The sequence below is a fragment of the uncultured Brevundimonas sp. genome, assembly GCF_963977465.1.
Classification (GTDB): Bacteria; Pseudomonadota; Alphaproteobacteria; order Caulobacterales; family Caulobacteraceae; genus Brevundimonas.
In genome coordinates this window covers 309,899-334,647 of record NZ_CAXBOQ010000004.1, presented here as the reverse complement: position 1 = coordinate 334,647, position 24,749 = coordinate 309,899, and the positions used below count along the sequence as shown (strand labels likewise).

Annotated in this window: 22 protein-coding genes and 1 tRNA gene; 8 read left to right on the top strand and 15 right to left on the bottom strand. The window is 67.2% G+C overall.

The window, feature by feature from the left end:
- Position 1: 1 nt before the first annotated feature.
- Positions 2-1,009 carry an arginine N-succinyltransferase gene (locus tag AAC067_RS10730; RefSeq protein WP_339932331.1) on the bottom strand — a complete coding sequence of 336 codons (1,008 nt, stop codon included), beginning with the start codon at positions 1,007-1,009 and terminating at the stop codon, positions 2-4.
- A gap of 4 nt (positions 1,010-1,013) precedes the next feature.
- On the bottom strand, positions 1,014-2,264 hold the full coding sequence (locus AAC067_RS10725) for a hydrolase (RefSeq protein ID WP_339932329.1): 1,251 nt from the start codon (positions 2,262-2,264) through the stop codon (positions 1,014-1,016).
- 116 nt (positions 2,265-2,380) lie between these two features.
- On the opposite strand from AAC067_RS10725, the gene AAC067_RS10720 reads away from it, so the two are divergent.
- Positions 2,381-2,836, top strand: a complete 456-nt coding sequence (locus AAC067_RS10720; protein WP_339932327.1) for a hypothetical protein — start codon at positions 2,381-2,383, stop codon at positions 2,834-2,836.
- A 1-nt stretch (position 2,837) separates the two neighbouring features.
- Here the strand turns inward: AAC067_RS10720 and AAC067_RS10715 are convergent, their stop codons facing one another.
- From AAC067_RS10715 to AAC067_RS10705, 3 genes are all read right to left on the bottom strand, one after another.
- Positions 2,838-7,085 carry a translocation/assembly module TamB domain-containing protein gene (locus AAC067_RS10715; protein WP_339932325.1) on the bottom strand — a complete coding sequence of 1,416 codons (4,248 nt, stop codon included), beginning with the start codon at positions 7,083-7,085 and terminating at the stop codon, positions 2,838-2,840.
- Complete coding sequence (locus AAC067_RS10710) at positions 7,082-8,836, bottom strand: autotransporter assembly complex family protein (protein WP_339932477.1); 1,755 nt, start codon at positions 8,834-8,836, stop codon at positions 7,082-7,084. Before AAC067_RS10710 ends, AAC067_RS10715 begins: the two co-directional genes overlap by 4 nt.
- 153 nt (positions 8,837-8,989) lie before the next feature.
- A complete protein-coding gene (locus AAC067_RS10705; protein ID WP_339932323.1) occupies positions 8,990-9,253 on the bottom strand; it encodes a hypothetical protein in 264 nt (87 codons plus the stop codon).
- A gap of 139 nt (positions 9,254-9,392) precedes the next feature.
- Between AAC067_RS10705 and AAC067_RS10700 the strand changes: the two genes are divergently transcribed.
- Complete coding sequence (locus AAC067_RS10700; RefSeq protein WP_339932321.1) at positions 9,393-11,147, top strand: ATP-binding protein; 1,755 nt, start codon at positions 9,393-9,395, stop codon at positions 11,145-11,147.
- Here AAC067_RS10700 and AAC067_RS10695 read toward each other — a convergent pair.
- A complete protein-coding gene (locus AAC067_RS10695; RefSeq protein ID WP_339932319.1) occupies positions 11,144-12,232 on the bottom strand; it encodes a CaiB/BaiF CoA-transferase family protein in 1,089 nt (362 codons plus the stop codon). The genes AAC067_RS10700 and AAC067_RS10695 overlap by 4 nt on opposite strands.
- 123 nt (positions 12,233-12,355) lie before the next feature.
- On the opposite strand from AAC067_RS10695, the gene AAC067_RS10690 reads away from it, so the two are divergent.
- A tRNA-Lys gene (locus AAC067_RS10690) sits at positions 12,356-12,432 on the top strand.
- A gap of 41 nt (positions 12,433-12,473) precedes the next feature.
- Here AAC067_RS10690 and AAC067_RS10685 read toward each other — a convergent pair.
- The gene (locus AAC067_RS10685) at positions 12,474-12,602 is read right to left on the bottom strand and encodes a hypothetical protein (protein ID WP_339932317.1); all 129 of its coding nucleotides are present in this window, start codon (positions 12,600-12,602) and stop codon (positions 12,474-12,476) included.
- A gap of 128 nt (positions 12,603-12,730) precedes the next feature.
- Between AAC067_RS10685 and AAC067_RS10680 the strand changes: the two genes are divergently transcribed.
- The gene (locus AAC067_RS10680) at positions 12,731-13,288 is read left to right on the top strand and encodes a hypothetical protein (RefSeq protein WP_339932315.1); all 558 of its coding nucleotides are present in this window, start codon (positions 12,731-12,733) and stop codon (positions 13,286-13,288) included.
- Here the strand turns inward: AAC067_RS10680 and tgt are convergent.
- Both tgt and queA read right to left on the bottom strand, forming a co-directional pair.
- Complete coding sequence (tgt, locus tag AAC067_RS10675; RefSeq protein ID WP_339932475.1) at positions 13,285-14,400, bottom strand: tRNA guanosine(34) transglycosylase Tgt; 1,116 nt, start codon at positions 14,398-14,400, stop codon at positions 13,285-13,287. The two genes, AAC067_RS10680 and tgt, sit on opposite strands and share 4 nt — an antisense overlap.
- Positions 14,401-14,573: 173 nt before the next feature.
- Positions 14,574-15,839 (bottom strand): tRNA preQ1(34) S-adenosylmethionine ribosyltransferase-isomerase QueA, encoded by a 1,266-nt coding sequence (queA, locus tag AAC067_RS10670; RefSeq protein ID WP_339932313.1) that lies wholly within the window; start codon positions 15,837-15,839, stop codon positions 14,574-14,576.
- A 147-nt stretch (positions 15,840-15,986) separates the two neighbouring features.
- Between queA and AAC067_RS10665 the strand changes: the two genes are divergently transcribed.
- From AAC067_RS10665 to AAC067_RS10650, 4 genes are all read left to right on the top strand, one after another.
- Positions 15,987-17,543: a carboxylesterase family protein gene (locus AAC067_RS10665; protein ID WP_339932311.1), complete on the top strand. Its 1,557-nt coding sequence runs from the start codon at positions 15,987-15,989 to the stop codon at positions 17,541-17,543.
- A 108-nt stretch (positions 17,544-17,651) separates the two neighbouring features.
- Positions 17,652-19,088, top strand: coding sequence for a response regulator (locus AAC067_RS10660; protein WP_339932309.1), 1,437 nt, complete (start codon positions 17,652-17,654; stop codon positions 19,086-19,088).
- Positions 19,089-19,144: 56 nt separating this feature from the next.
- Positions 19,145-20,815, top strand: coding sequence for a lysine--tRNA ligase (locus AAC067_RS10655; RefSeq protein WP_339932307.1), 1,671 nt, complete (start codon positions 19,145-19,147; stop codon positions 20,813-20,815).
- A gap of 113 nt (positions 20,816-20,928) precedes the next feature.
- Positions 20,929-21,408 carry an SH3 domain-containing protein gene (locus tag AAC067_RS10650; protein ID WP_339932305.1) on the top strand — a complete coding sequence of 160 codons (480 nt, stop codon included), beginning with the start codon at positions 20,929-20,931 and terminating at the stop codon, positions 21,406-21,408.
- 388 nt (positions 21,409-21,796) lie between these two features.
- Here the strand turns inward: AAC067_RS10650 and AAC067_RS10645 are convergent, their stop codons facing one another.
- The 6 genes from AAC067_RS10645 to AAC067_RS10620 form a co-directional block, all read right to left on the bottom strand.
- Positions 21,797-22,432 (bottom strand): helix-turn-helix transcriptional regulator, encoded by a 636-nt coding sequence (locus tag AAC067_RS10645; RefSeq protein ID WP_339932303.1) that lies wholly within the window; start codon positions 22,430-22,432, stop codon positions 21,797-21,799.
- A gap of 81 nt (positions 22,433-22,513) precedes the next feature.
- Positions 22,514-22,942: a hypothetical protein gene (locus AAC067_RS10640; protein ID WP_339932301.1), complete on the bottom strand. Its 429-nt coding sequence runs from the start codon at positions 22,940-22,942 to the stop codon at positions 22,514-22,516.
- An 89-nt stretch (positions 22,943-23,031) separates the two neighbouring features.
- A complete protein-coding gene (locus tag AAC067_RS10635) occupies positions 23,032-23,379 on the bottom strand; it encodes a hypothetical protein (protein WP_339932299.1) in 348 nt (115 codons plus the stop codon).
- A gap of 38 nt (positions 23,380-23,417) precedes the next feature.
- Entirely contained in the window at positions 23,418-23,810 is a 393-nt protein-coding gene (locus AAC067_RS10630) for a hypothetical protein (RefSeq protein ID WP_339932297.1), read from the bottom strand.
- A gap of 62 nt (positions 23,811-23,872) precedes the next feature.
- Positions 23,873-24,274 carry a PaaI family thioesterase gene (locus AAC067_RS10625; RefSeq protein ID WP_339932295.1) on the bottom strand — a complete coding sequence of 134 codons (402 nt, stop codon included), beginning with the start codon at positions 24,272-24,274 and terminating at the stop codon, positions 23,873-23,875.
- Positions 24,271-24,744: a PaaI family thioesterase gene (locus tag AAC067_RS10620; protein ID WP_339932293.1), complete on the bottom strand. Its 474-nt coding sequence runs from the start codon at positions 24,742-24,744 to the stop codon at positions 24,271-24,273. Before AAC067_RS10620 ends, AAC067_RS10625 begins: the two co-directional genes overlap by 4 nt.
- Positions 24,745-24,749: the final 5 nt, after the last annotated feature.

Below are 24,749 nucleotides of genomic sequence, written 5' to 3'. Positions count from 1 at the left end.
CCTAGGCCTTCACACGCACGACATCGCCCGCCTTGACCCGCAGGGCGTCGGCGGTTTCGGCGGACAGGGTGGCGACATCCCCCTCGATGCCAACCTTCTGGCGCACGGCGCGGAAGGCGATGACCGAGCCGGTCGAGATCAGCGACGGCAGTTCGGCTTCGACATGATCGGCGATGGCCACGGTCATCGGTCGGGCGTCGCGTACGGTGCGGATGTTGTCGCGGCCGCAGGCCACGGTCGGCCCGGCGTCGAAGATGTCGACCAGGCCGTTGGGGCGGAAGCCTTCGCTCTCCAGCAGGGCCATGGCCGGCACCCCTTGCGGATGGACCTTGGCGATCACGGCCCGGGCCGGTTCCGGCAGCAGTTCAATGTAGATCGGGTGGCGCGGAGCCAGGTCGAGGATGAACTGCTTGTCGGTCGAGCCGGTCATCATGTCGGCTTCGTCGAACGGCATCGGGAAGAATTTGTGGGCCACATGGTCCCAGAACGGGCAGCCGCCGTCGGGGGTGAAGACCCCGCGCAGCTCGGCCAGGACGTTCTCGTGGAATAGCTCGGGCTGGGCCCCGATCAGCATGTAGCGGGACTGGCTGAGCAGGCGGCCGGCCCCGCCCTTGCGGCGGTCAGCCTTGAGGAACAGCGAGCCGACCTCGGACCAGCCGGTGCATTCATTGACCAGCACCAGGGTCTGGTGATCCAGCTTGACGTCGACCGAGGGGGACGACTGGGTATTGGTCACGACCCGGAACGAGAAGAAGGGCCGGTTCAGCCCGACCGCCGCCTTGACCGAGCCGATGCCGTCGATCTCGCCAGTGTCGGTCTCTTCCAGCATGACCGTGTACCAGCAGGCCTCGGGCTTCAGCTTGCCCGAGAAGCTGTCGCGGCTGACGTCGAGGCGTTCCGACAGCTGGTCGGGGTCCTCGGGCAGGCTGGTGAAGCCAGGTCCGCTGAGGATGGCCAGTTCAAGCAGGTGGTCGAGGTCGGCCGGGCCGGCGGGGCGCACAACAAGCATGGATTTACATCGTCTCCAGACGCAGGGCCTTCAGCCGCTCGGCGTCGATCTCGCCCGAGGCGATCTTGCACAGAATCAGGGTGCTCAACTGGGCCCGTTCCACGAAACTGTCAGGCCAGGCGAACTCCTGGTCCGAGTGAATGTCGCCGCCGCGGACGCCCAGGGTGTCGATATTGGGCAGGCCCGCCGCGTGCAGGTTGTTGCCCTCGCAGACGCCACCCGACGACGACCACGCGATCGGCTGGCCCAGCAGGGCACCGGCCTCGCGTACAGCCTCGAACAGGGCGGCCTGGGACTCGTCCATCGGCTTGGGCGGGCGGGTGAAACCGCCGTGCAGGTCCAGGGTCAGGCCGGCGAACGGCGGGGTGGCGGCGATTTCCTTGACCGCGGCCAGGGTCCAGTCGGCAGCGGCCTTGTCCGGCACCCGGACGTTGAAGCGGACCACGGCATTGTCGGCGACAACGTTCAGCGGCGCACCGCCCGAGATCCTGGCGACATTGACAGTGACGCCCTCGTGCCGGCCGTTCAGGGCGTGCAGGGCAGCGGCGATAATGGCGGCCCCGGCCACGGCATTGGCTCCCTCATGGAAGGCGCGTCCGGCGTGGGCGGCCTTGCCCGAGACGATCAGGTGGAAGTTTCCACTGCCCTTGCGGGCCCCCGCCATGGAGCCGTCGGACATGGCCGGCTCATAGGTCAGGCCGACATGGCCCCGCGCGCCCAGTTCGGCCAGCAGCGGGGCCGAGGCCGGCGAGCCGATCTCCTCGTCCGGGGACAGCAGCACGGTCCAGCCGATGCGATCACGGTCGGGATGGGTCTCGAAGGCCTCCAGTGCGGCCAGCATGACCGAGATGCCGCCCTTCATGTCGGCGACGCCGGGTCCGTTGAGGGCTCCATCAGCGCGGGTCACGACGGTCTGGAAGGCGCTGTCGACCGGGAAGACGGTGTCATAGTGGCCGGTCAGGACGATCTGGACCGGAGCCTTCGGGCGGCAAATGATCTTCAGGGCGTCGGCATGGGCTTCGGTGCGCACCGAGCCGTCGTCACCGACGGTGGTCGAGCCCTTGGTCGGGATGCGGACCACCTCGGCCGGCAGGGTCCGGGCTTCAGCCTCCAGCACCGTCAGCATGGCGTTCAGACCGTCAGCATTGCGACTGCCGGAGTTGATCGCCGCCCAGGCGATCGTGCGCCCGATGATCGCGGTTTCGCGCGCTGCGACATGGTCGAGCGCGGCCTGGTCGTGGGGGAGAATTTGCATGCGCGCGGACACTAGCGGGAGAGAAGCCAAAGGTGAAGGTGAAGTCTCCGCATCTGGGCTCTTCGGTTTCCTGACAATGCGCGCTAGCGTTGCGATTAACGAGGGAGGAATTTTGAATGACAAACTGGATCAAGGCCGCGAATCCGCTGGCGACCACCGTCGGCGTGGACGAGGCCAGGGCCGCGGCACGGATGAGCTCCGTGGCGCTTTGGCTGACGGCAGCGAAGGATGTGGTCTTGCTGGTGGCGCTTCTTGGATCAATCCCGCAGGCCAGCGCGGCGACGACCTCGACCGGGTCCAACGTGGCGACCATGACGCTGGCCATTCTGGGGGTGTCAGCCCTGGTGCAAATCGCTGCTGGTCTGTTTCAGTGGGTGCGTCCCGGGACAATGATTCCGATAATCGCCGGTATGCTGACGGCCTACGCCCTGTACGAGGCCGGCATGAAGATGGCGGGCGGTGCGAGCGCCCTGGCCGTCATCAGCGTGGTGGTGATGGTTCTGGCCCTGATCCTTCATATTGCGGGAACGCGCGGCGCCGCAGCCCTCGAGAAGACGCAGAAGCCCGCCTGACTCACTCCCGGTTGGGGCGACGGTCCGTATCGGCCGTGCCCGGAACCCTGGATTGGCGACGCCAGCGAATCGACAGGCTGGCGTCGCCCTCTCCGCCGAACTGGGAGCTGATGGCCAGGTTGCGCCGCACCTGCCACTCGACATTGACGGCCGCGCCGCCTTCACCGCCCCCGATGATCTCCAGATAGACGTCATCCGAGATGTAGCGCCCGCCGGCGACGGTCAGGGCCGAGGCTTCGCCGCCGAACGACAGCCGGTCCAGACCGGCCAGTTCGCGCAGGTTACCGATCACATCGAAACCGCCACCGCCGGCCAGAGAAGCCACACCTGACGCCAGCTGGGCCGCCTCGAACGGCGACAGCTGCGAGGCCGACCGCCCGAACAGGACCTGGGACAGGATCTCGTCCTGGGGCAGGGACGGGGTTGAGGTCAGGGCGATCTTCGGCGACTCGGCCGTGCCGGTGACCCGGATCGTGGCCGTAAGGGCCGGATCGTCGCGTTCTGCCGACAGGTTCAGCCGGATTCGGGCCGGATCGGTCGACAGGCTGACGGTGCCCTGATCGTCGAAGACGAACCGTTTGCCGGCGAACTCATAGTCACCGCGGATCACGCTGGCGTTGCCGGTCAGGATCGGTCGGGCGATGGAGCCGGTGACCCGGGCATCCACGCTCATGGCCACGTTCAGGCCGCGTCCGACGACCACGATGTCGCCGCCGCGTGAGCGCAGGGCGATGTCGAGCCCGATCTGTACACCGCGTGAGCTGACCTGGTCGTCGGTGACCGGATCGCCGCCGGGTCGATTGATTTCGACCACGTCCATGCGGACAATTCCGGTCGAGCCGGGCAGTTTGGCCTCGATCCGCGCCTCGTCGATATCCATCTGGCCCGTCAGTTGCACCTTGCCGTCGGCGGCGCGCGTGACCGTCAATGGGCCCGTGGCGCGGGCCCTGGCGATATCGTTGTCGATAATGCGGAACCGGGTCAGGGCCAGCTGGAAGCTGGAAGCGGAGCCCTGACGCAGGCCGATGCGGCCATCACCGGTGACCGTACCTCCGGATCCGTCACCGGCATTGAAGGTCTGGATCAGGGCCGTGGTGTCGTCGAAACGGCTGGCCAGGGTCATGTTGGCCAGACGCACGCCGGTGGTGGTGTCGCGGAAGGTACCCTCTGTCAGGTCCAGACGTCCGTTCAGCCGGGGTTCGTTCAGGCTACCGGCCAGGGTGGCATTGGCATTGATCTGCCCGGCCAGCGACCGCTCGCCACCCAGCAGCAGGTCCCAGATCGGTTGGATCTGGCCCTGGATCGACACCGTGCCGGCCATGGGCCGGGTGCGGGCCACGGCCAATCGCAGCGGCGCAGCCGAGGCGACGACCGGCAGGGTCATGTCGACCAGCGCGGTCACCGCATCCTCGTCGCGGACGTCGGCCTTGATGCTCAGGCTGTTGTCGACCAGCAGGGCATTGAGCGTGCCGTCGATGGACAGGCCCCGCGGGGCGTCGATGCTGCGCACATCCTGCAATGTGACATTGGCCGAGCCGGACAGGTCGTCGCCTGTCCCGCGCAGGGCTACGCGACCGGTCACGCGTCCGCGCATGTCCGGGGCGAGTGAGCCGAGCTCGACGCTGGTCAGATCGGCCTGGAAGATGGCGGCCCGGGAGTCCTGGCGCAGTTCGCCCAGCAGCACGCCGCCGCCGACCCCGACATCCAGCCGGATCAGGCGGCCATCACCGGACAGGGCGATCACGGCCGGATTACGGGTGCTGAAGGCGATGTCACGCACCCGGCCGCCGCCGCGCAGGACGACGGTCTGGGCGTCGGTCTGGCGCGAATAGGTGCCTCCGCCGTTGAACTGGACCGGAATGTTCCCGCCCACATCGGCCGACAGGGTGAAGGGCAGGCTGGCCAGGGTACCGGTGCCGTTCAGGTCGAAGGTACGAAGCACATAGCTGGAGCCGACCAGCCGCACATTGCGGCCGCTGACATTGACGATGGCGGCGCTGGCCGAGGCCTGGCCGCTGTCTTCCGTCAGACGGATACGCCCGTCAGCGGTGCCACTGGCAAGGAAGGCCCCAGGGCGGGCGGTGAAGGTCAGGTCGGCGCTGGACGGTACGCGGCTGGACAGGCCGATCGCACCCTGGGCAGCGAGCCCGCCCGCGTTCAGGTCGACGTCGGTCAGGCGGATGCGATCGCCGCCCAGGAAGAAATTGCCCGAGGCCGTCGCCGGCCCGTATTTGGATCCGGCGGTGATGGCGAGCCGGCCGTCGGACGCGTCGTCACCCCGGCGGAAGCTGAGGATCAGATCGGCTGCGGTCAGGTTCAGCGGACCCGCAGCGACGCTGTCGAAATGGGCGCGCAGGTCGGCCAGTGGATTGGCCAGCGTGCCGGTCAGGGCTCCGTCGCCGGTCATGGTTCCATCGACCTCGATCGGGCCGACACCGAATGGGCCCTCGGCGGTCCAGTCCAGCGCCAGCCGCATGCGGCCGTCGCCCTCGATCAAGCCGCGCGCGCTCGCCCGGCCGGCAGCCCCGGTCAGGCGGGCGGGTTCGATCTCCAGCTTGCCGGACTTGAAGCTCCCGTCCAGCTGCAATCGCGGCGTCGTGCCTAGCAGGCGATCCAGTTCCGCCATTCCGGTGGTTAGTCGCTGACCCCGGGCGTCAACGGTCAGACGCCAGGGATCGCCCGGCCGGCGGGCAATCGCAGTGACCGCGCCGCCGAGCGAGCCGCCCGCACCGGTGCGCAGTCGCGCCAGGTCGGTGATGGTGGCGCGGCCCCGGAAACTCAGCGCTCCACCCAGGTTCCGACCACCGGTGCCGCTGATTTCCAGAGCCTGCCCCTTGGCTTCGATCTGTTCCAGCAGGACCGCGCCGTCGATCGAGCGGGTGGCCTTCAGCTGGACCCGGGGCGTGGCCCCCAGCAGGGTCCCGATCACGCCGGCGGAGGACCCGCCGGTGGCGGTCAGGTCAGTGTCGACGGTGTAACGACCGTTGCGAGCCTGGATGTCCAGCGGACCGGCCACACGGGCGGCGCGGTAACTGATCAGGTCCGTGGCCGTCAGCGACGCTGCGCCGTCCAGCGTCCAGACCGAGGCGGTGCCCTTGAACACACCGGTCCAGGCCGCCGGTCCGGCGATCGGACGGTTCAGCATGCGACTCAGCGACGGCGTCGAGACCTCCACCCGGATTCCATCGGGGGCGCTGCGGTCGCTCAGCCGGATCATGCCGCGGGCGTGGGAGTTGATATTGTCGGCCTGCAATCGCCAGGCGATGCCCTGATAGCCGTCGCGACCGGTGTCGGGCACGGCCGCGAAACCGAACCGCGCCTTGCGGCCGATGCGGCTGATGAAGGGTTGCAGCAGGTCCGAGCCGGAAAAATCGACGAAGCCGCCGATCCTGGCCCCGTCCTTGCCGTACCGACCCTTGACGATCAGGGGGGTGAAATCGCCGGTGCGCACCAGGGCGTCGACGATCTCGCCGTTGACGACCGCGGTAGCTGAAAACGGCTGGTCCGGCGAATAGCCCAGCGCACCGGCGATCGGACCGCCGCGGGCCTCGCTGGCGCGCAGATTGACGCGCATATCCTCGATCTTGCCGCCGAAGGTCGCGGTCAGGCGCAGGAAATCGCCCTCGCGGCTGTTGCTCAGGGCGTTGACGGTGGCCGTTTTGGTCCCGGTGCGTGGGATGTCGGCCTCGCCGGTCAGCTTCCAGCGACCGTACTCCTTGCTGAAGTCTTCCAGCAGTTCCACGTCGGCGCGGAAGGAATCGATGTCGATGGCCAACGGGGTGGGGCCGGGCGGCTCCAGCGAGGGTTCGACCTCGGGGCGGCGGATCAGGCGGATGACATCGGCGGTTATCGTCGTCGCGTGAAAGCGGCGGCCGACCAGTGCCCAGTAGGACCAGTCGACGTGGACGTTGCGAGCCTCAAGCCAGACGCCCTTGGCGTCGGTGACCGTAACGCGATCAACGGTGAAGTCGTCGAACAGGTCGCCCCGGACCCCCTCGACGTTGAGACGGCCGAACCGGCCGATCTTCTGGCCCGAGGCAAAGGTCGTGACCAGATCCCGACCGGAGTCAGACAACAGGTACATGCGACCACCGACCAGTCCGAGCACCAGCAGGGCCAGCAGGACAGCGGTGGTGATGCCGCCGAAAAAGGCCAGCGCCTGCAGCCGCGTGCGCTTCTTCCGGGCAGTTTCAGCCGGGGTGTCCGGGACCGCGGGCGGGTCGTTTTCCGGGGGAGGGGACTCGGTCAAAACGCCTGACCGATGCTGACATAGACCTGGAAGTTGGCGTCACCCTCGCGTTTGTCGAGCGGGAAGGCGATGTCGGCGCGGATCGGGCCGAATGGCAATTTGTAGCGGACGCCGAGACCGGCCCCGTAGCGCAGGTTGGAGACGTTCGGCGTCGGCTGGAAACCAATAGAGCCGGCGTCAAGGAAGACCACGGCCCCGAAGCCGCGACCAATGTCCTGACGCAACTCCACCGAGGTCTCGAACAGGGACAGGCCGCCGCGCGGGGTGTTGTCCGGCAACCGGGGTCCGACCCCCTGATAGGTGAAGCCGCGCACCGATCCACCGCCACCCGAATAAAACAGGCGATCGGACGGTACCGACAGTTCGTTTCCACCGAGGATCGAGCCGAGCCGGAGACGGCCGGCCAGGACCGTCTTGCCGCCGTCCCGGAGCGGCAGGTAGCCGGAGACCTGACTTTCGCTGCGCAGGAAGGCAGCTTTCGCCTCGCCACTCACGGCGGTTGGCTGGGCGGACAGGCTCATTCGCCAACCTTGGGTCGGATCCAGCGGGTCGTTGGATCGGTCGATATAGGCATTGGTACGCCCGGTCAGGATCACCAGGTCGCGATTGAAATTGATCGGGGAGTTTGTCAGCGGATCGTAGCGGTTCTCATCATAGTTGCCGGCGTCGATGCCCAGGCCGTAGCTGATCCATGAGGTTCGACCGAGTCGCTGGCGCAGGTCGGCGGCCAGGGTGAGCGCGGTGCGCCGGTAGGCATCGGTGTCCTCGTTGACCAGGGCTGCGGACAGGGCCAGCGTCCGGCCGGGACGCCGCCAATGGGGCAGGCTGAGATCGGCCCCGATGCGGCTGTTGATATTGGCCAGTCGGGCCTGGTAGCGCAGGGTGTCGGCGCGCCCGAACCGGTTGTAGTGGGTCCAGATCACGTCGACGCCCGACCCTTCGGCAGTCGAAAAGGTAGCGCCGGCTTCAAGGATGCGGCGGGGGCGGTCGGTCAGGGTGACGATGATCGGGCGCAGGCCATCCTCATTGATCTGGTCTTGTGGGGATAGGGCGACACCCACGCCGTCGTAGACGCCGGTTTCGAGCAGGCGTCGCTCCAGCTCGGCGACCTTGTCGGGATCGTAGCGGTCGCCTTCGGTCCAGGGGGTCAGGCCGACGACCCAGGCGGGATTGGTCGGGCCGCGGGTTTCCAGCCGGACGCCGTCCAGCCGCACCAGCCGTCCGGCCTGGATGCGGAACTCCGGATCGACGGTAAAGCTCTCATGGTCGACGACGACCCGGCGGGGCTGCGTGCTGGCGTCGGCATAGCCGCGACGGGTCAGCCCGGCGATGACCCGTCCCTCGGCAGCGATGACATCGACCGCGCGTCCGGGTTCGCCTGCCGTGAGGCCGGCCTCGCTGGTTACCGCCGCGCCGGTTTCCGGGTCGGGGGCCGGGTCGACCCACAGAATGGTGGGTTCTGTCAGCAGGAACCGCTGTCCCGGCTGGATGTCGATGATGGCGACGGGGTTTTCATCGCCCTCGACCACATCCTGGATGGTCGATTGGTAGTAGCCCTCGGAGCGCAGCAGGGCGTCGGCGGCCTCGACCGCGCCACGCGCCCGGCGACGGGCCTCGAAACGACTGTCGGCGGGGGCATCGACCTCGCCGATGGCGCGTTCCAGCTGGCTGCGCAGCGCGCTGTCCAGTTCGCCCCGAATCTGGGCCCGGGGTTCGGCCGCCGCTGTGGCTGCCCAGCTCAACCAGAGCACAAGCCCGGTGAGGAATAGATTGGGCCTGGGCGTCAAACTCGAACCTTCGACAACGTCAGTCGGGAGAGACCGGGAGCAGGCAGGCGCGCCGGGTCGGGTCCCGCCATCGCATCAGCCTGTGGCGCTCCCGTGGCGGAACCGCAGACCATCAACTCAGTAGAACAGGGTTTCGCTTTCCGGACGGACCGTTTCAGCGGAGCTTCGCTTCTCGGGCGGAATAGTCGAGTAATCCACCGGCGGCGTGTCTGTGGCCGACGGTGTGGCAGTCGGAACCGGAATTTCTTCGGTCATCGGCGCGACCGGCGCTTCTTCCGGCAGCGGCTCGGACGCTTCGTATTCGTCGTTGGGCCCCGGGTTGTCGCAACCACTCAGAACCGCGGCGGCTCCAAACATGGCCGCCAGAATCAAACGCTTCATCAGATGTCTCCCCAGGCTCAGAAGCTTAACGCAAAGCCAGCCAACGGCGTTCCATAACCGGGATCGTGGCAGCGGTCATCCCGGCCAGCAACCAATCCTTCTCCAATTGGTGATTTGATTGAACGGTGGGGAGAAATGAATGACAGCGTCCGCATGTGCCACCGTTGCCCAGGTCCGCTTCAGGGAGCTGAAGTCCCGTATCGGGCTGGCTGCCTTCATCGGCGTGGCGGCCTGGGTCATGGTCCCCTCGGCCTGGCCGTTGTGGTGGTTTCTCGCCGTGGTCGCCACCCAGTTCCTGGACGAGGCAGTCTTTCGTCCGATCCGGCTGAATCCCGAGATGCCTGTCAGCAAGGCCTATGAGGCGCTGTACTATGCGGTGACGGTCCTGGCGGTCGTCGTCTACGCCGGAATATCCGCCTTCCTCTGGTTCAATGGGGGCGAGGTCGGAAAAATCTTCGCCATGGTCCAGTGTACGGGCGGGCTGCTGCACGTCAGCCTCCACATGTACCATGACCGCCGAATGCTGTTTTCCGCGGTGACGCCCCATGCCGCCTATTTTCTTGGACTGCCCCTGATCGGGGCGTTTCAGAGCCAGAACTGGATCGAGCTGCTCGTGCCGGTCGGGGGCCTGCTCTACCTCGCGCACCTGGTCGTAGCCGTACGACAGAGCTCGGCGACCAACCAGGTATTACGCGAGGCCAAGCGAGAGGCGGACGAGCAGCGGCAAAATGCCGAGGTCGCCAGTGCCGCCAAGTCCGATTTCCTGGCCGTGGTCAGTCATGAGATCCGCACGCCGATGAATGCGGTGATCTCGGCCGGAAACCTGCTGCGTCGTACCCGGCTGAGCAAGCCGCAGAAGACCCACGTCTCGATGCTGACCGATGCCGGCGATGTGCTGATGGGCCTGCTTAACGATGTGCTGGACTTCTCGAAGATCGAGGCCGGCAAGATGCAGATGGAAGCCGCCGAAATGGACGTTCGCGAACGGCTGACGTCGCTGAAACGCCTGTGGGAGCCCCGGGCGAAGGCCAATGGCGTCACGCTGAAGGTCGTCGTTGCCGGTGATGTGCCGGACTGCCTGAAGACCGACCCGCTACGGTTCCAGCAGATCCTGTTCAATCTGATGTCCAACGCCGTCAAATTTACCGCCGAGGGCGAAATCCGGGTTTCGGCCGACTGGGACGAGGCGACCGGACATTTGCGTGTCGCCGTGCGCGACAGTGGCTGTGGCATCCCGCCCGACCGGCTGGTCGAGGTGTTCAACAGTTTCGAACAGGCTGACATCGGCACCACGCGCCGCTTCGGGGGCACCGGCCTGGGCCTGGCGATCAGCCGGCGACTGGCTGAGCTCATGGGGGGCAGCCTGATCGTCGACAGTGTTGAGGGCGAGGGGGCGACCTTCACCCTGGCCCTGCCGGTCGAGGTCATGACGCGCTCGGCCCCGGCCGAGGCTTCGCTTTTGCCCGAAGTCGAGGGCGGATCGCTGGCCGGCCGGTCGATCCTGGCGGCCGAGGATCATGCCGTGAACCGGCAGATCCTGACCCTGCTGCTGGAGCCGCACGGTTGCCGGCTGACCCTGGTGGAGAATGGCGCCCTGGCAGTCGAGGCGGCGGCGGTCGAACGCTTTGACGCCGTCCTGATGGATATGCAGATGCCGGTGATGGACGGCATCGAGGCCAGTCTTCGGCTGCGTCAGGCGGGGATCAATCGGGACACGCCGATCATCGCCCTGACCGCCAACGCCATGGACACGCACCGCGACGCCTGGCAGGCGGCAGGCGTTGATGTCTTCCTGACCAAGCCGATCGACCCGGCGGCGCTGGCGGCAGCCCTGCTGGAGGCCTGTATCAGCGAGCGGAAAGCACCGCCTGAGGCGGGAATCGCGGTCGCCTAGGCAACTCCGGTCCAGGCGGTCAGGGCGGCGTCCAGCGACAGATCTGCAGGCCGGGCGACCGGCGCGGGCGAGCTTGCGTCGAACCGCGGCGCAGGTCCGGGCTGAACCGGCGATCCGCCGAAGGTGGCGCGGGCCTGATTGTGCGGATGGGACGGGGCCTCGGCCAGACTGAGGACCGGGGTGACGCAGGCGTCGGTCCCGGCGAAACGTGCGGCCCAGTCGTCGCGGTCGCGGGCCGCGAACAGGGCCTCGAACCGGGCATGCAGGGCGGGCCAGCCGGCCATGTCGTACTGCGGGGCCTCATCCGCCGTCAGGCCGAGACCGGCGATCAGGGCGGCGTAAAACTGCGGCTCCAGCGCGCCGACGGCGACGAAGCGTCCGTCGGCGCAGGTGTAGCAGCGATAGAAGGGGGCCCCGCCGTCCAGCAGATTGGCCCCGCGGGTGTCACTCCACAGGCCGCGGGCCTGCAGGGCGTAGAACAGGCTCATCAGCAGGGCCGAGCCGTCGGTCATGGCGGCGTCGACGACCCGGCCGCGGCCGGTGGCCTTCGCCTCCAGTAGGGCGGCCAGCACCCCGACCACGACCAGCATGGCCCCGCCGCCATAGTCGCCGACCAGGTTCAGCGGCGGGCGCGGTGGGCGATCGGGCTCGCCGGTCGCGTGCAGGGCTCCGCTCAGGGCGATGTAGTTGAGGTCATGGCCGACCTGTTGCGCCATCGGCCCGGTCTGGCCCCAGCCGGTCACACGGCCATAGACGAGGCGGGGATTGGCAGTGGCGCAGGCCGCGGGGCCCAGGCCCAGCCGCTCCATCACGCCCGGCCGAAAGCCCTCGATCACCGCATCGGCCGCGCCGATCAGGTCGATGACCCGGGCGTGGTCGGTCGGGTCCTTGAGGTTGACCGCAACAGCCGGGCGGCCCCGGTGCAGGACTTCGCCGCCGACTTCGCTGAAGGCCGCGGTGCCGGCGGCGGCGCTGCGGGTCAGGCGCAACACCTCGGCCCCGAGGTCGGCCAGCACCATACCGGCGAAGGTGACGGGCCCGAGTCCGTCGAATTCGATGATGCGCAGGCCGGAGAGGGGTTTCATGGTCCCTGACTAGGCGGCAAAAACAGGCTGGTCGAGCATTTGGATGCGCCGCCGGTCTTGACCCGACCGCGCGGATGCAACAGAAGGCGCCGTCTGGTGGTTCGCAAAGCGCGAATCCCGTGTGCGCCCCTAGCTCAGTTGGTTAGAGCATCTGACTTTTAATCAGAGGGTCCCCGGTTCGAGCCCGGGGGGGCGTACCACCACCCTTTTTCCGCATCGTCGAAGACCTGGCCGATCCGCCTCAGGGCTTGCCCTTGCGGGCGCGGCATTTCTTGCAGACCAGGGTTCCCGGCCTGGTGCGGCTGTATTTGTATTCGTGCCGGCACCGCAGGCGCTGCAGCAGGGCTTTCAGCATGGCATCATACCGCAATCAACGCACCCGGAATGCGGGTGTAAGGGGAATCGGACTCGCGCCGGACCATGCATGGTGGAGCGAGGCCGCACAACGACTGTGTGAAGGCGCTTCAGATCGGCCCCGGGTCGTGCTGTAAGGCAGACATGCGCAGCCCTGTCGTGGTCACCGTCCTGTCCTGTATCGCCGTCGCCGGCTGCAATGCCGGGCATTCGGCCATGGACGGAGCGGAACAGTTCGGTGCGGGCCTCGGCAATGCGGCGACGGCCCCGTTGGATGTCTTCAATCTGCGTCCCGCGGTCATTCCGACGGTGCTGCTGCAGGCACAGGCCAACCCCTATGACATGCGTAACATGAGCCGGTGCTCGACCATTGGAGCCGAGGTTGTGCGACTGGACGAGGCGCTCGGCCCGGATATGGATGAGCCGCCGCCGGTTGATGGTCGCTATATGAGCGAGCGCGCGGCCGATGCGACTGCCGCGGCCGCCCTGGGGGCGGTGCGCGACACCACGACGGACTTTATCCCGGGTGCCAGCTGGATCCGCCGTCTCAGTGGCGCGGCCCAGCACGAGCGTGAGGTTCAGGCGGCGATCCAGGCCGGCCGTATGCGCCGGGCCTTCCTCAAGGGCATGGGGATGCAGCGCAACTGTGCTCCGCCGGCCGCGCCCAGCTGGTTCGTGCCGGGCCCGGGTACCCGCCGCTAGTTCGACGTATGCCGGGTGTGGAAGTCGCGGCGGAAGGTTTCGAAGCGCCCGTGGGCGATGGCGTCGCGCATGGCGGCCGTCAGGGTCTGGTAGAAGGCGATATTGTGCCAGCTGATCAGGATCTTGCCGAGAATCTCGTCGGTCCGCACCAGATGGTGCAGATAGGCCTTTGAATAGGCGCTGGAGGCCGGGCAGGCGCTGTCGGGGTCCAGCGGGTCCTGGTCCTCGGCAAAACGCGCGCCCTTGAGGTTCAGCGGCCCGTCCCAGGTCCAAGCCTGGCCGTGGCGACCGGCCCGGGTCGGCAGGACGCAGTCGAACATGTCGATGCCGCGCCACACCGCCTCGACCAGATCGACCGGCTTGCCGACCCCCATCAGATAGCGGGGGCGGTCGGCGGGCAGCATCTCCGGCGCATAGTCCAGCACCTCACACATGGCCTGATGGCCCTCGCCCACGGCCAGCCCGCCCAGGGCATAGCCGTCGAAGCCGATCTCCTGCAGCCGGTCGGACGACTCGCGGCGCAGATTTTCGAAGGTCGAGCCTTGCTGGATGCCGAACAGGGCCTGGGTTTCGCGCGTTCCGAAGGCGGCCTTCGAGCGCGCGCCCCAGCGCACCGACAGCTCCATGGCGGCGCGGGCGGCCGGTTCCTCGGCCGGCCACGCCACGCACTGGTCCAGTTGCATCGAGATGTCGGCCCCGATGCAGTCGGCCTGGATCTGGATCGACCGTTCCGGCGTCAGCACGTGTTTGGAGCCGTCGATATGGCTGGAGAAGGTCACCGCCTCCTCCTTCACCTTGGAGATGCCCGCCAGCGACATGACCTGGAAGCCGCCGCTGTCGGTCAGGATGGGTTTGTTCCAGCCCATGAATTTGTGCAGGCCGCCCAGCCGCTCCATCCGCTCCGCGCCCGGGCGCAGCATCAGGTGATAGGTGTTGCCCAGCAGGATGTCGGCCCCGGTCTGGGCCACCTGATCGACGGTCATGGCCTTGACCGTGGCGGCGGTGCCGACCGGCATGAAGGCCGGGGTGCGGATGTCGCCGCGCGCGGTCTTCAGCACGCCGGTGCGGGCGCGGCCTTCGGTGGCGGTGATGTCGAAGGGAAAGGGCATCAGGTCCTGGGAGTGGCAGGGTTTTGCGAAATCGGGGTGCCAACCCTGCCATCTCCGACCAATTCCGGGGCGGGCGGGAGAGTGGGACGGCGAGAGCGGCTATTATAAGGGGCGTGGGAGGGATGCTGATAAATCGGCGGTGTTAAAATGCAAGACCTTGAAAATATTAACTCTTATTATTGGCCGACTGCTAGATTCCGGGTCGACCGGAACAACAGACTGCCGTCGCCATAGGAATAGAAGCGATAGCCGTCGGCGACAGCATGGGCATAGGCGGCCCGCATCGTGTCCAGCCCGGCGAAGGCGCTGACCAGCATGAACAGGGTCGATTTGGGCAGGTGGAAATTGGTCATCAGCACATCGGCGGCGCGGAAGTCATATCCGGGGGTGATGAAGATGGCGGTGTCGCCGTGGAAGGGGTGGATGACCCGGTCCGGGGTGGCGGCGCTCTCGAGCAGACGCAGGGAGGTGGTGCCCACGCAGACGATGCGGCCCCCGGCGGCGCGCGTGGCGTTCAGGGCCGCGGCGGTTTCGACGGAAACCTCGCCCCATTCGGAATGCATCCTGTGGTCGGCGGTGTCGTCGACCTTGACCGGCAGGAAGGTGCCGGCCCCGACGTGCAGGGTCACGGCGTGGGTCGAGACGCCCTTGGCCTCGATCGCCGCCATCAGGGCCGGGGTGAAATGCAGGCCCGCGGTCGGGGCGGCGACCGATCCGTCCCAATGGGCGAACATGGTCTGGTAGTCCGAGCGGTCGCGGTCGTCCTCGGCCCTCTTGGCGGCGATGTACGGGGGCAGGGGCATGACCCCGACGTCTCGGATCGCCTCGTCGAGGAACGGACCCGACAGGTCGAAGCGCAGGGTGATCAGACCGTCCTCGTCCTTGGCGATCACGGTGGCGTCGAGCCGGCCGAGGAGGCAGGCGGAGTCGGCCGTCGCTCGAAAGCCCTCCCCTCGAGGGGGAGGGTTGGGAGGGGTGGAGGCACGGTGCGGGAGGTCAGCCTCGGAGACACAGTCGGAGTCTTGAAGCGTCACTGGCGTCGGCATGCCTCCACCCCATCCCCCGGCCCCTTCCCCCTCAAGGGGAAGGGGAGCGGAAAACCGTATTCTGTCCCCCGCCTTCAGCCGCTTGCCGGGCTTCATGAAGGCGGACCAGACGTCGGGCGCGTCGCGGTGGTGCAGCGTGGCCTCGACCGCCACTGTCAGGGTCTCGCCCTCGGCCCCGGCCCGCTGGCGCACGCCGGACAGCCGGGCCGGGATCACCCGGGTGTCGTTGAACACCAGGGCGTCGCCGGGGCGCAGGAAGTCGGGAAGGTCGCGGACGATCCGATCGTCCAGATCGCCGTCGCGCACCACCAGCAGGCGCGCGGCATCGCGCGGCTCCGCCGGGCGCAGGGCGATGTGATCGTCCGGCAGGTCAAAGTCGAAATCGGCGGTCTTCATGTGGCGGGGCAAAGGCCACGCGGGCGGGGCGGGGTCAAGGGCAGCTGGATGGGTCCACGAATTCGAGCAGACCGACGTTACGGCGTTGTAACTAGGAAACGGGTGTTTTGGGGGAACTATTGCCCCGACTGCTATCGGGACATCGACATGATCCGCACCGCGCTCGTCTTCATTCTGGCCTTGGCCGGCTCGGTTATCGCAACACCCGGAATGGCAAGAACCGACCCCATCATCCGTACGGAAGCAGGCGTTCTTAGCGGCGTGTCTGAAGCGGGAATCAACGTCTATCGTGGGCTGCCTTTCGCGAAGCCACCGGTTGGCGACCTGCGTTGGCGCGATCCGCAGCCGGTTCCGTCCTGGGCGGGGGTTCGCTCCGCGCGTGCCTTCGCGCCCGCCTGTCCCCAGACCGGCGTTTCCATGCCCGGCGAGCCCCCTTCGCCAACCGATGAAGACTGCCTGTATCTGAACGTGTGGACGCCGGTTGGTGCGGCGGCCGGGTCGTTGCCGGTCATCGTGTGGATTCCCGGCGGAGGCCTGACCAACGGCTCGACCTCCATTCCGCTGTACGACGGCGCGCAGTTAGCGCGGCGCGGGGCGGTCGTTGTCACCCTCGCCTATCGCCTCGGCGCACTTGGCTTTCTGGCGCATCCGGACCTGACAGCCGAGGCGGGCGGATCGGGAAACTACGGCTTGATGGATCAAGTCGCGGCGCTGGAATGGGTGCAGAACAATATTTCGGCCTTCGGCGGCGACTCCCGTCGCGTCACCGTGGCCGGTCAATCCGCTGGGGCAACCTCGGTAAGCATCCTGATGGCTTCGCCGCGAGCTCAAGGTCTGTTCCAGCGTGCGATCGGCCAAAGCGGTGGCATGTTCGAGCCTGTCGAACTGGCACCGCGATATTTGCTGGCCAATGCCGAGATTGAAGGTGCCGCTTACGCCGAATCGCTGGGAGCCCCGACGCTGGCGCAGCTGAGGGCCCTGCCGGTCGAGCGTTTGCTGGGCGACGGTGCCGGCAGGATTGTACATCCGGTGATTGAGCCCCGCCTTTTGCCCATGTCACCCTATGACGCCTTTCAGGCGGGACTCCAGAATGATGTGCCCCTGCTGGTCGGGTTCAATGCCGACGAGGCGCGTTCCCTTGCCGACGTGTCCAGCATAACGGCGACGAATTTTGCGGCCGAGCTGGAACGAACATGGGGTCAACTGCCGCCGCCTTTGCTGGCACCCTATGCTTTCGTCACTGATGATGAGGCCCGAAAGGCGCGATTGGATTTCGAACGGGATCTGCGTTTCGGATGGGATGTGCGGGCCTGGGCCAGGCTTCAGGCCGCGCACGGACGGAACCCCGTTCACTTCTACTACTTCAGTAAGACGCCACCCTATCCGGAGGGGTCAGTTCAGCAGAATTGGGGCGCGAGCCACTTCAGCGAGCTTTGGTACATGTTCGATCATCTAGGCCAACAGCCCTGGGCTTGGACCGTAGCGGACCGAGCAACATCAGAGGCGATGGCGGACTATTGGGTCTCATTCGCCCGATACGGCGATCCAAACGGCGGGGGCAGGACCAATTGGCCGCCGTTTACACTCGGCGACGAGCAGGTGCTGAAGATCGGTGACGGTTTGGTAGCGGGAGTACTGCCGAACACGACCGGCCTGGACGTCTTTGATGCGGTCTATTCATCGATACGTCAGCCCCGTCCCTGAGCCGGGTGCCGCGGGCGCTATGGGCCAGGCGGGGTGATTTGTTGGTCCGCGACGGCCCTGTAGCGGGGATTAAATCCCGGTTCAGGGATTGGTCGTTAGGGTGGCCGGATGTCCGCTTGTTCGGTGCCGTCGTTTGTTCAGACCTGGGACCGCCTGCGGCGGCCGGTGTGGCTGTATGATCCCCATACCGCGCGGGGGGTCTATGCCAATGTCCCGGCGCTGGCGCTGTGGGGGGCGGAAACGCTGGACGAACTGCTGGCGCGGGATTTTTCGGTGCTGTCGCCCGCCGTCAAGGTGCGCACCGACCGGCTGGTGGCCCTGACCGCTGACGGGGGTGAGGTCAGCGAGCGCTGGACCTTCTATCCGAACGGTCAGCCGGTCACGGTTCAGGCCTCGATTTCCGCCTTTTCCATGGATGATGGCCGCGAGGTCCTGCTGTTCGAGGCCGCGCCGACCGAGGTCGATGCCGGCGAACGCCGCGCGGTCGAGGCGTTGCGCCATACCTCGGCGGTCATCACCCTGTTCGATCGCGACGGCGGTCGGCTGTTCGCCAATCCGGCTGCCTATGGGGCCTATGGGTCCGACGACGTCGAATTCGCGGCCCGCTTCGCCGATCCGGCCGAGGGGGAGGCGATGTTCGCCGCCGCGGTCGCCGGCGAGAGCGTGGCCGGTGTCTGCGCGGTCGTGACGGCCGAGGGGCGTCGCTGGCACCATATGGACGCGCGGCCGGTGATCGACCCCGTGACCGGGTCCCTCGGCGTGTTGCTGAACGAGCAGAATGTAACCGCCCGCGTCGAAGCCGAGACGGCGCGTAGCGCGGCCGAGCAGAAGGCGGCGATGTCCGAGGCCCGCCAGCGCTTCCTGACCGACATGTCGCACGAGTTGCGTACCCCGCTGAACGCCGTAATCGGCTTCTCCGGCCTGCTGGTCGACGCGGGGCTGGAGGCTAGCCGGACCGGTCAGGCCCGTCTGATTCACGAGGCTGGTCAGGATCTGCTGACCGTGGTCAATCGCATGATCGCCGAGCCCGACGCCGACGCCGGGGCCGGTCAGGCTGGGATGCCGGAGGGCGCGATGCAAGAACCCGCTGAGGAGACCGGGATGGAGACGGAGTCAGAGATGGTGACCGCCAGCGTGCGCGTCCTGTATGTCGACGACAATCAGAGCAACCGCACCCTGGTCAAGGCCATGTTGGCCACCCAGGAGATCGTCTGCGAGACCGCCGATGACGGGGCACAGGGCGTGGACGCGGCCGCGGCGGGCGACTGGGATGTCATCCTGATGGATATCCAGATGCCGGTGATGGACGGGGTCGCGGCGGCACGCGGCATCCGCGCCCTCGATGGACAGGTCAGCGCGACGCCGATCATCGCCCTGACCGCCAATACGCTGGACGAGCAGGTGCGCGGCTATTTCGAGGCCGGGATGGACGACCTGATCGCCAAGCCGGTCGACATGATCGAACTGCTGACCAAGGTGGCCCAGTGGGGCGGCAGCGGCTGGCGCGAGACGGTTGGCACCGAAGCCGGGACCGGCGCGGACTGAGCGTCAGCCGGCCGGAGACGTTGACCCGCCGTCCCTGACGCGCCAAACCCACGCCCATGCTGCAGAACCTCGAAACCGTCGCGCGTGAGGCCAAGTCCTGGCCGTTTGAACAGGCCCGCAATCTTCTGGCCCATGTGCTGAAGAAGCGGCTGTCGGACGCCGAGCGTGATCTGGCGGCCAGCCTGATAGCCCGCGGCAAGGCCGACGAGGCACTGGCGACGTTCGAGGCCCTGCGCCGTCCGGTGATCCTCGAGACCGGTTATGGGCCTTCCGGCCTGCCGCATATGGGTACCTTCGGCGAGGTGGCGCGCACGACCATGGTGCGCAATGCCTTTCGCGCCCTGACCGGCGACCACTGGCCGACGCGGCTGATCGCCTTCAGCGACGACATGGACGGCCTGCGCAAGGTGCCCGAGGGTATCCCCAATCCGCAGATGCTGGCCGAGGACCTGCACAAGCCGCTGACCGTGGTGCGCGACCCGTTTGGCACGCATGACAGTTTCGGTGCGCACAACAATGCGCGTCTGCGTGCCTTCCTCGACGGCTTCGGCTTTGACTATGAATTCCTGTCCTCGACCGAGCAGTATCGTTCGGGCCGGTTCGACGCGACGCTGCGGACCCTGCTGGAGCGGTTCGACGCCGTGCAGGCCATCATGCTGCCGACGCTCGGCGAAGAGCGCCGCGCCACCTATTCGCCCTTCCTGCCGGTCAGCCCCGCCACCGGCCATGTGCTGCAGGTGCCGACGCTGGATCGGGATGTCGAGCGCGGCACCATCGTCTTTGATGACCCGACCGGCGGCCGTACCGAACTGCCCGTCACCGGCGGCCATGTGAAGCTGCAGTGGAAGCCCGACTGGGCCATGCGCTGGACCGCGCTGGACGTCGACTATGAGATGGCCGGCAAGGACCTGATCGAGAGCGTGCGCGAGAGCGGCAAGATATGTCGGGCGTTGGGCGGCACGCCGCCCGAAGGCTTCAATTTCGAGCTGTTCCTCGACATCGAGGGCCGCAAGATTTCCAAATCGAAGGGCAATGGCCTGACCATGGACGAATGGCTGCGCTACGGCACGCCCGAGAGCCTGAGCTGGTACATGTTCCAGTCGCCGAAATCGGCCAAGAGCCTGCATTTCAACGTCATCCCTCGCGCCATCGACGACTATCTGGCGGCCATCGAGGCGTGGAAGACCCAGGAGCCGGCCAAGCAGATCGACAACGGCGTCTGGTCGATCCACGCCGGGTCGCCGCCCAGTCACACCTCGCCGGTGTCGTTCGCCCTGCTGCTGAATCTGGTCGGGGTCGCCAATGCCTCGACCAAGGACCAGCTGTGGGCCTATTTCGTCAACTATCTGCCCGAGGCGACGCCGGAGAGCGAACCGCTGCTGGACCGGCTGATGGGCCATGCGCTGAACTACTACGAGGACTTCGTGAAGCCGGCCAAGTCGTACCGCGCGCCGGACGACAAGGAGAAGGCGGCACTGCTGGATCTGGCGGCGCGGCTGAAGGCGCTGCCGGAGGGCACGACCGACGGTGAGCTGATCCAGGCCGAGGTCTATGCCGTGGGCAAGGAACACGCGTTCGAGCCCCTGCGCGGCTGGTTCGGGGCCCTGTATGAAGTGCTGCTGGGGGCGTCGCAGGGGCCACGCTTCGGCTCGTTCGCGGCCATCTATGGCCTGACGCAGACCATCGCCCTGATCGAGGCCGGGGCCGCGGGCGAGCTGGCGGCCTGATCCGTTCACGAAGATGAACTGAAAACAACGACCTGACGCGGGGAGCCTTCAGGTCGGTTGGCGCATTACCAACCCATCGACCAACCTCGATGATTGGAGAGCCTATGTCGAACATGACCAAATTCACGATGACCGCCGCCGCTGTGGCTGCGCTTATCTCCGCCGCCCCGATGGCCGCCCAGGCCCAGTCCAACGGCGTCACCAACTGCGACGCTCCTGGCGGGCGTCAGCAGGCCGGTGCTGCCATCGGAGCCGTGATCGGCGGTCTCGCCGGCAGCCAGGTCTCGAGCAACGAACGTACGCTCGGGGCCGTGGTCGGTGCCGGTGCCGGTGCCGCCGCCGGTTCCTATATCGGCTGCAACCAGCAGCGCGCCCGGGCCAACGCCCAGGTGAATGGGCAGGCCAGCGGCCAGTATGCCGGCGGCTATCGGGCCACGTCGAACCTGCGGGTTCGCTCGGGTCCGGGTACCAACTACCGCCAGGTCGGCAGCCTGAGGGCTGGCCAGAGCTTCCAGGCCAGCTCGTCGCAGGGCGAGTGGGTTCAGCTGTCGAACGGCGGCTGGGTCAGTGCCCACTACGTCGCCGCCAACTAGGACGTAAACCTCCCCGAACTGAAGAAGGCCGCTCCGCGAGGGGCGGTCTTTTTTTTGGGCGCTATCGCTTGCCGCACGGCGGCGCGCTGCTTGAGCGCGTCTCAGGGTTGGGCGCTATCGCTTGCCGCGCGGCGGCTCACTGCTTGAGCACCTCTGATTGTTTGGCGCTACCGCGCGCGAAGCGCCAGGCCGCGTCGGGTCGGCAGGGCGGAGCCCTGTGACCGCGGCCCAACAAGAATGCGCCAGGCCGCGTCGGGTCGGCAGGGCGGAGCCCTGTGACCGCGGCCCAACAAGAATGCGCCAGGCCGCCCCCGGGTCCGACCTTTGGTCGGCCCGAGGACAGGCTATGGGTCGGGAGGTCCCGAAGGGCCGACGACCGCGGCCCGACCTACTGACTGACCCAGAGGATGCGGCCCATCCAGACGATGTCGCTGCGGGGCAGGGTGCGCGGCGGATAGGCGGGGTTGATCGAGGTCAGGGTGACGGCGTCGGTGCTGATCGCGGTCAGCGCCTTGGCCAGGGTCTCGCCGCCGCTGGTGCGCACCACGACGCGGTCGCCCTTTCGTACGTCGGTGGCCTCGCGGTCGACGATGATGCGGTCACCCTCGCGGTACAGGGGCATCATGGAATCGCCGTTGATACGCAGGCCCAGCAGGCTGTCGCGGGCCTGCGGCAGCTCGGTCTGGTCCCAGCCGTCGCCGGTCGGCAGACCCGCGTCGTCAAAGAAGCCGTCCTCACCGGCCTGGGCGAGGCCCAGCAGGGGCACGGCGGTGCGCGGCGGCGGCGCATCTCCGGCCAGGGCGGCAAAGGCCCCCAGCGACAGGCCGGTGGCCTCGAGAATCCGCGTCAGGCTCTCGGTCGACGGCCAGCGGGGACGCGGCGGCTGGCCCGGGCCGAAGCGTTTGGAGGGGTTGAAGGCAGTGGCGTCCAGTCCGGCGCGGCGGGCCAGGGCCGAGGCGCTGAGCCCCTCGTGCCGCGCGAGGCTGTCGATCGCCGACCAGATCTGGGCGTGGGACAGGGACATGAAAGGCAACCCGGCGACCCGGACGGTCGAGCCGGCTCGAGCCTAATGCGGCAGGCTAGGAATATCCACCTAACTATGCATCTATTCCATTCCGGCGGCGCGACGATCCTGCCAGGCCCAGAAGGTGCCGACAATCAGGCAGGCCATGACGCCGTAGGCGGCCAGATTGATGACCGCATAGAAGGCGGTGATGGGGGGGCGCATGTCGGTCATATTCATGATGTGACCCATCACGGCCAGCAACTGGAAGGCGCAGGCCCAGACCGGCCAGGCGCGATGCGACTTCCACGCCAGTCCGGCGAAGACCGTCAGCATGACCAGATCCAGATAGAAGATGCCCCACTGGACACTGTAGAGATCACCGTCGCCCTGAATCAGAAGTGTGGCGAACCAGGCGATGGCAAATACACTGCCACCGATGCGTTCGGGCTCATCGCCCTTCAGCAGGGCAAAGGCACAGGTGGCGACCATAAACACGGCGCCGATCTGACCAAAAATCGTCTCAGGCACGACATCGCCCCCACGCCGAACGGCATGAGGGCGACAATGCATTGAATTGGCACGGACAGGAATGCCCGGCCATGATTATTACGTCGATTTCAGACGGCGCGCAGACGCTCAACCGGCATTTCGGACGCGGCGGCCAGCGGCAGGCCGGGCTTGTCAACGGTGCCAACGGCATAGGTGCCCCAGCCCATGCGGCGATGGTCCTTCTGGAGTTCGTCGTGGCAGGCGACGATGGCCTCGCGCGCGGCACTGAGGGCGGCGAGCGTTTCCATGGCCTTGGTCTGTGCCGTCGCTCCGGCGATCGGCGATACCGACAGGGCGGTGCGGGCACCGATCATCGACTGAACGAGGGTCGTGGTCTGGACGATGGCGGAATCCAGCGCGGCCTCGGTTGCATGAAGTTCGCCGGCGACGCTGGCGATAACTTGATCTTTGTTCATGAAAAGCCCCTCAAAATAAATTACTGGTAAAGGGAACCTTAACACGCGCCAGCGTTGCGCGGTAGTGTTTTGTTAACGATTGGAGCTGCGCGGGTTTCCGGCAAGGTCAGGATGTTTCCGCCGACCGGAGGGCGGTCGTCGGGCTTGTCGAGCGGGCCGACAGCGACGGTGTCGAGACCGAGCTGTCGCGCCAGTGCGGCGAGGGTGATGTGGGTGCGGACCAGATGGGCGCGGGCCTCGGTCAGGGCTCCGATCGCGGCCGCGGTACCGTCAAAGGCGCGCTGGCCGGTCACGGCCGACAACCCGGCCTGGGCCCGGGCCCGCGGCAGGAGGGCGGCAAGGCGCGCCATTTCATGCAGGGCGGCGTCGAGGGTGGATTCGCTGGTGTGGAGGCGGCGGCTGATCGTCTCGCCAATGGACTGTCGGGACATTTGGTTTCTCTCCTGACGGGTGTCCAATCAGAAAAGCAACCTTAAGGCGCGATGTCTACCATCTACAGGTTGTCATCCTCGTCCAGCAGGAAATGGGCAGTCAGACTGGCGATCGGCTGGGATTCATCATCCTGCCAGGCTTCGGCGAGGACGTGGGCGACCCGGCGTCCGGCCTTGTTGATCCGGGCGCGGGCATGGACGTCGACCGGCCGGCCGGACCGCAGGTAGGCGACGGTGACATTGATCGGTCGCGGCAGTTTCAGGCGAGGATAGCGCAGCGCGACCTGGGCGACGGCCGTCATCTCCAGCAGGGCGGCGGTGGATCCGCCATGCAGGGCCGGCAGCATCGGGTTGCCGACCAGTCGGTCGGCGAACGGCATGACCACGATCAGGTCGTCGCCGGCCAGCCGGCTTTGCAGGCCCAGAAAACGGGCATAAGGCAGGGTATCCAGCAGGTCGGTCATGCGGCCCCCTCCTTGGTCCGCAGGTTGGCACCGACCGGCCGGCCGCCGGTGGATTCGACGACATAGGCCGCCTGGGAGGCGGCCACCGGATTATCGGGACTGTCTTCGAAGGCCCAGGCCCGGACGAAGGCGATGGAGTGGGTCATCTGGAAGCAGCGGGCCTCGGCGATCAGATCGCGGCCGGCCTCGGCCGCCCGCATGTAGTCGACCCGCAGGTCCAGTGTCGCGATGGGTTTGAAGCTGCCCATGGCGACCCAGATCGCCAGACCGCCAACGTGATCGAGCAGGGTTGTGACCAGGCCGCCGGCAAGGACGCCGGTTCCGGGATCGCCCACCAGGTCGGCGCGATAGGGGACACGGATACGGACGCGGTCGCCTTCCAGGCCCTCGAAGGCGAAACCGAGAGCATGGGTGTGGGCGGCTCCTCCGGCCAGTCGTGGCAGGAGATCAGTGAGGAAAGAGTCCGTCATGGGTG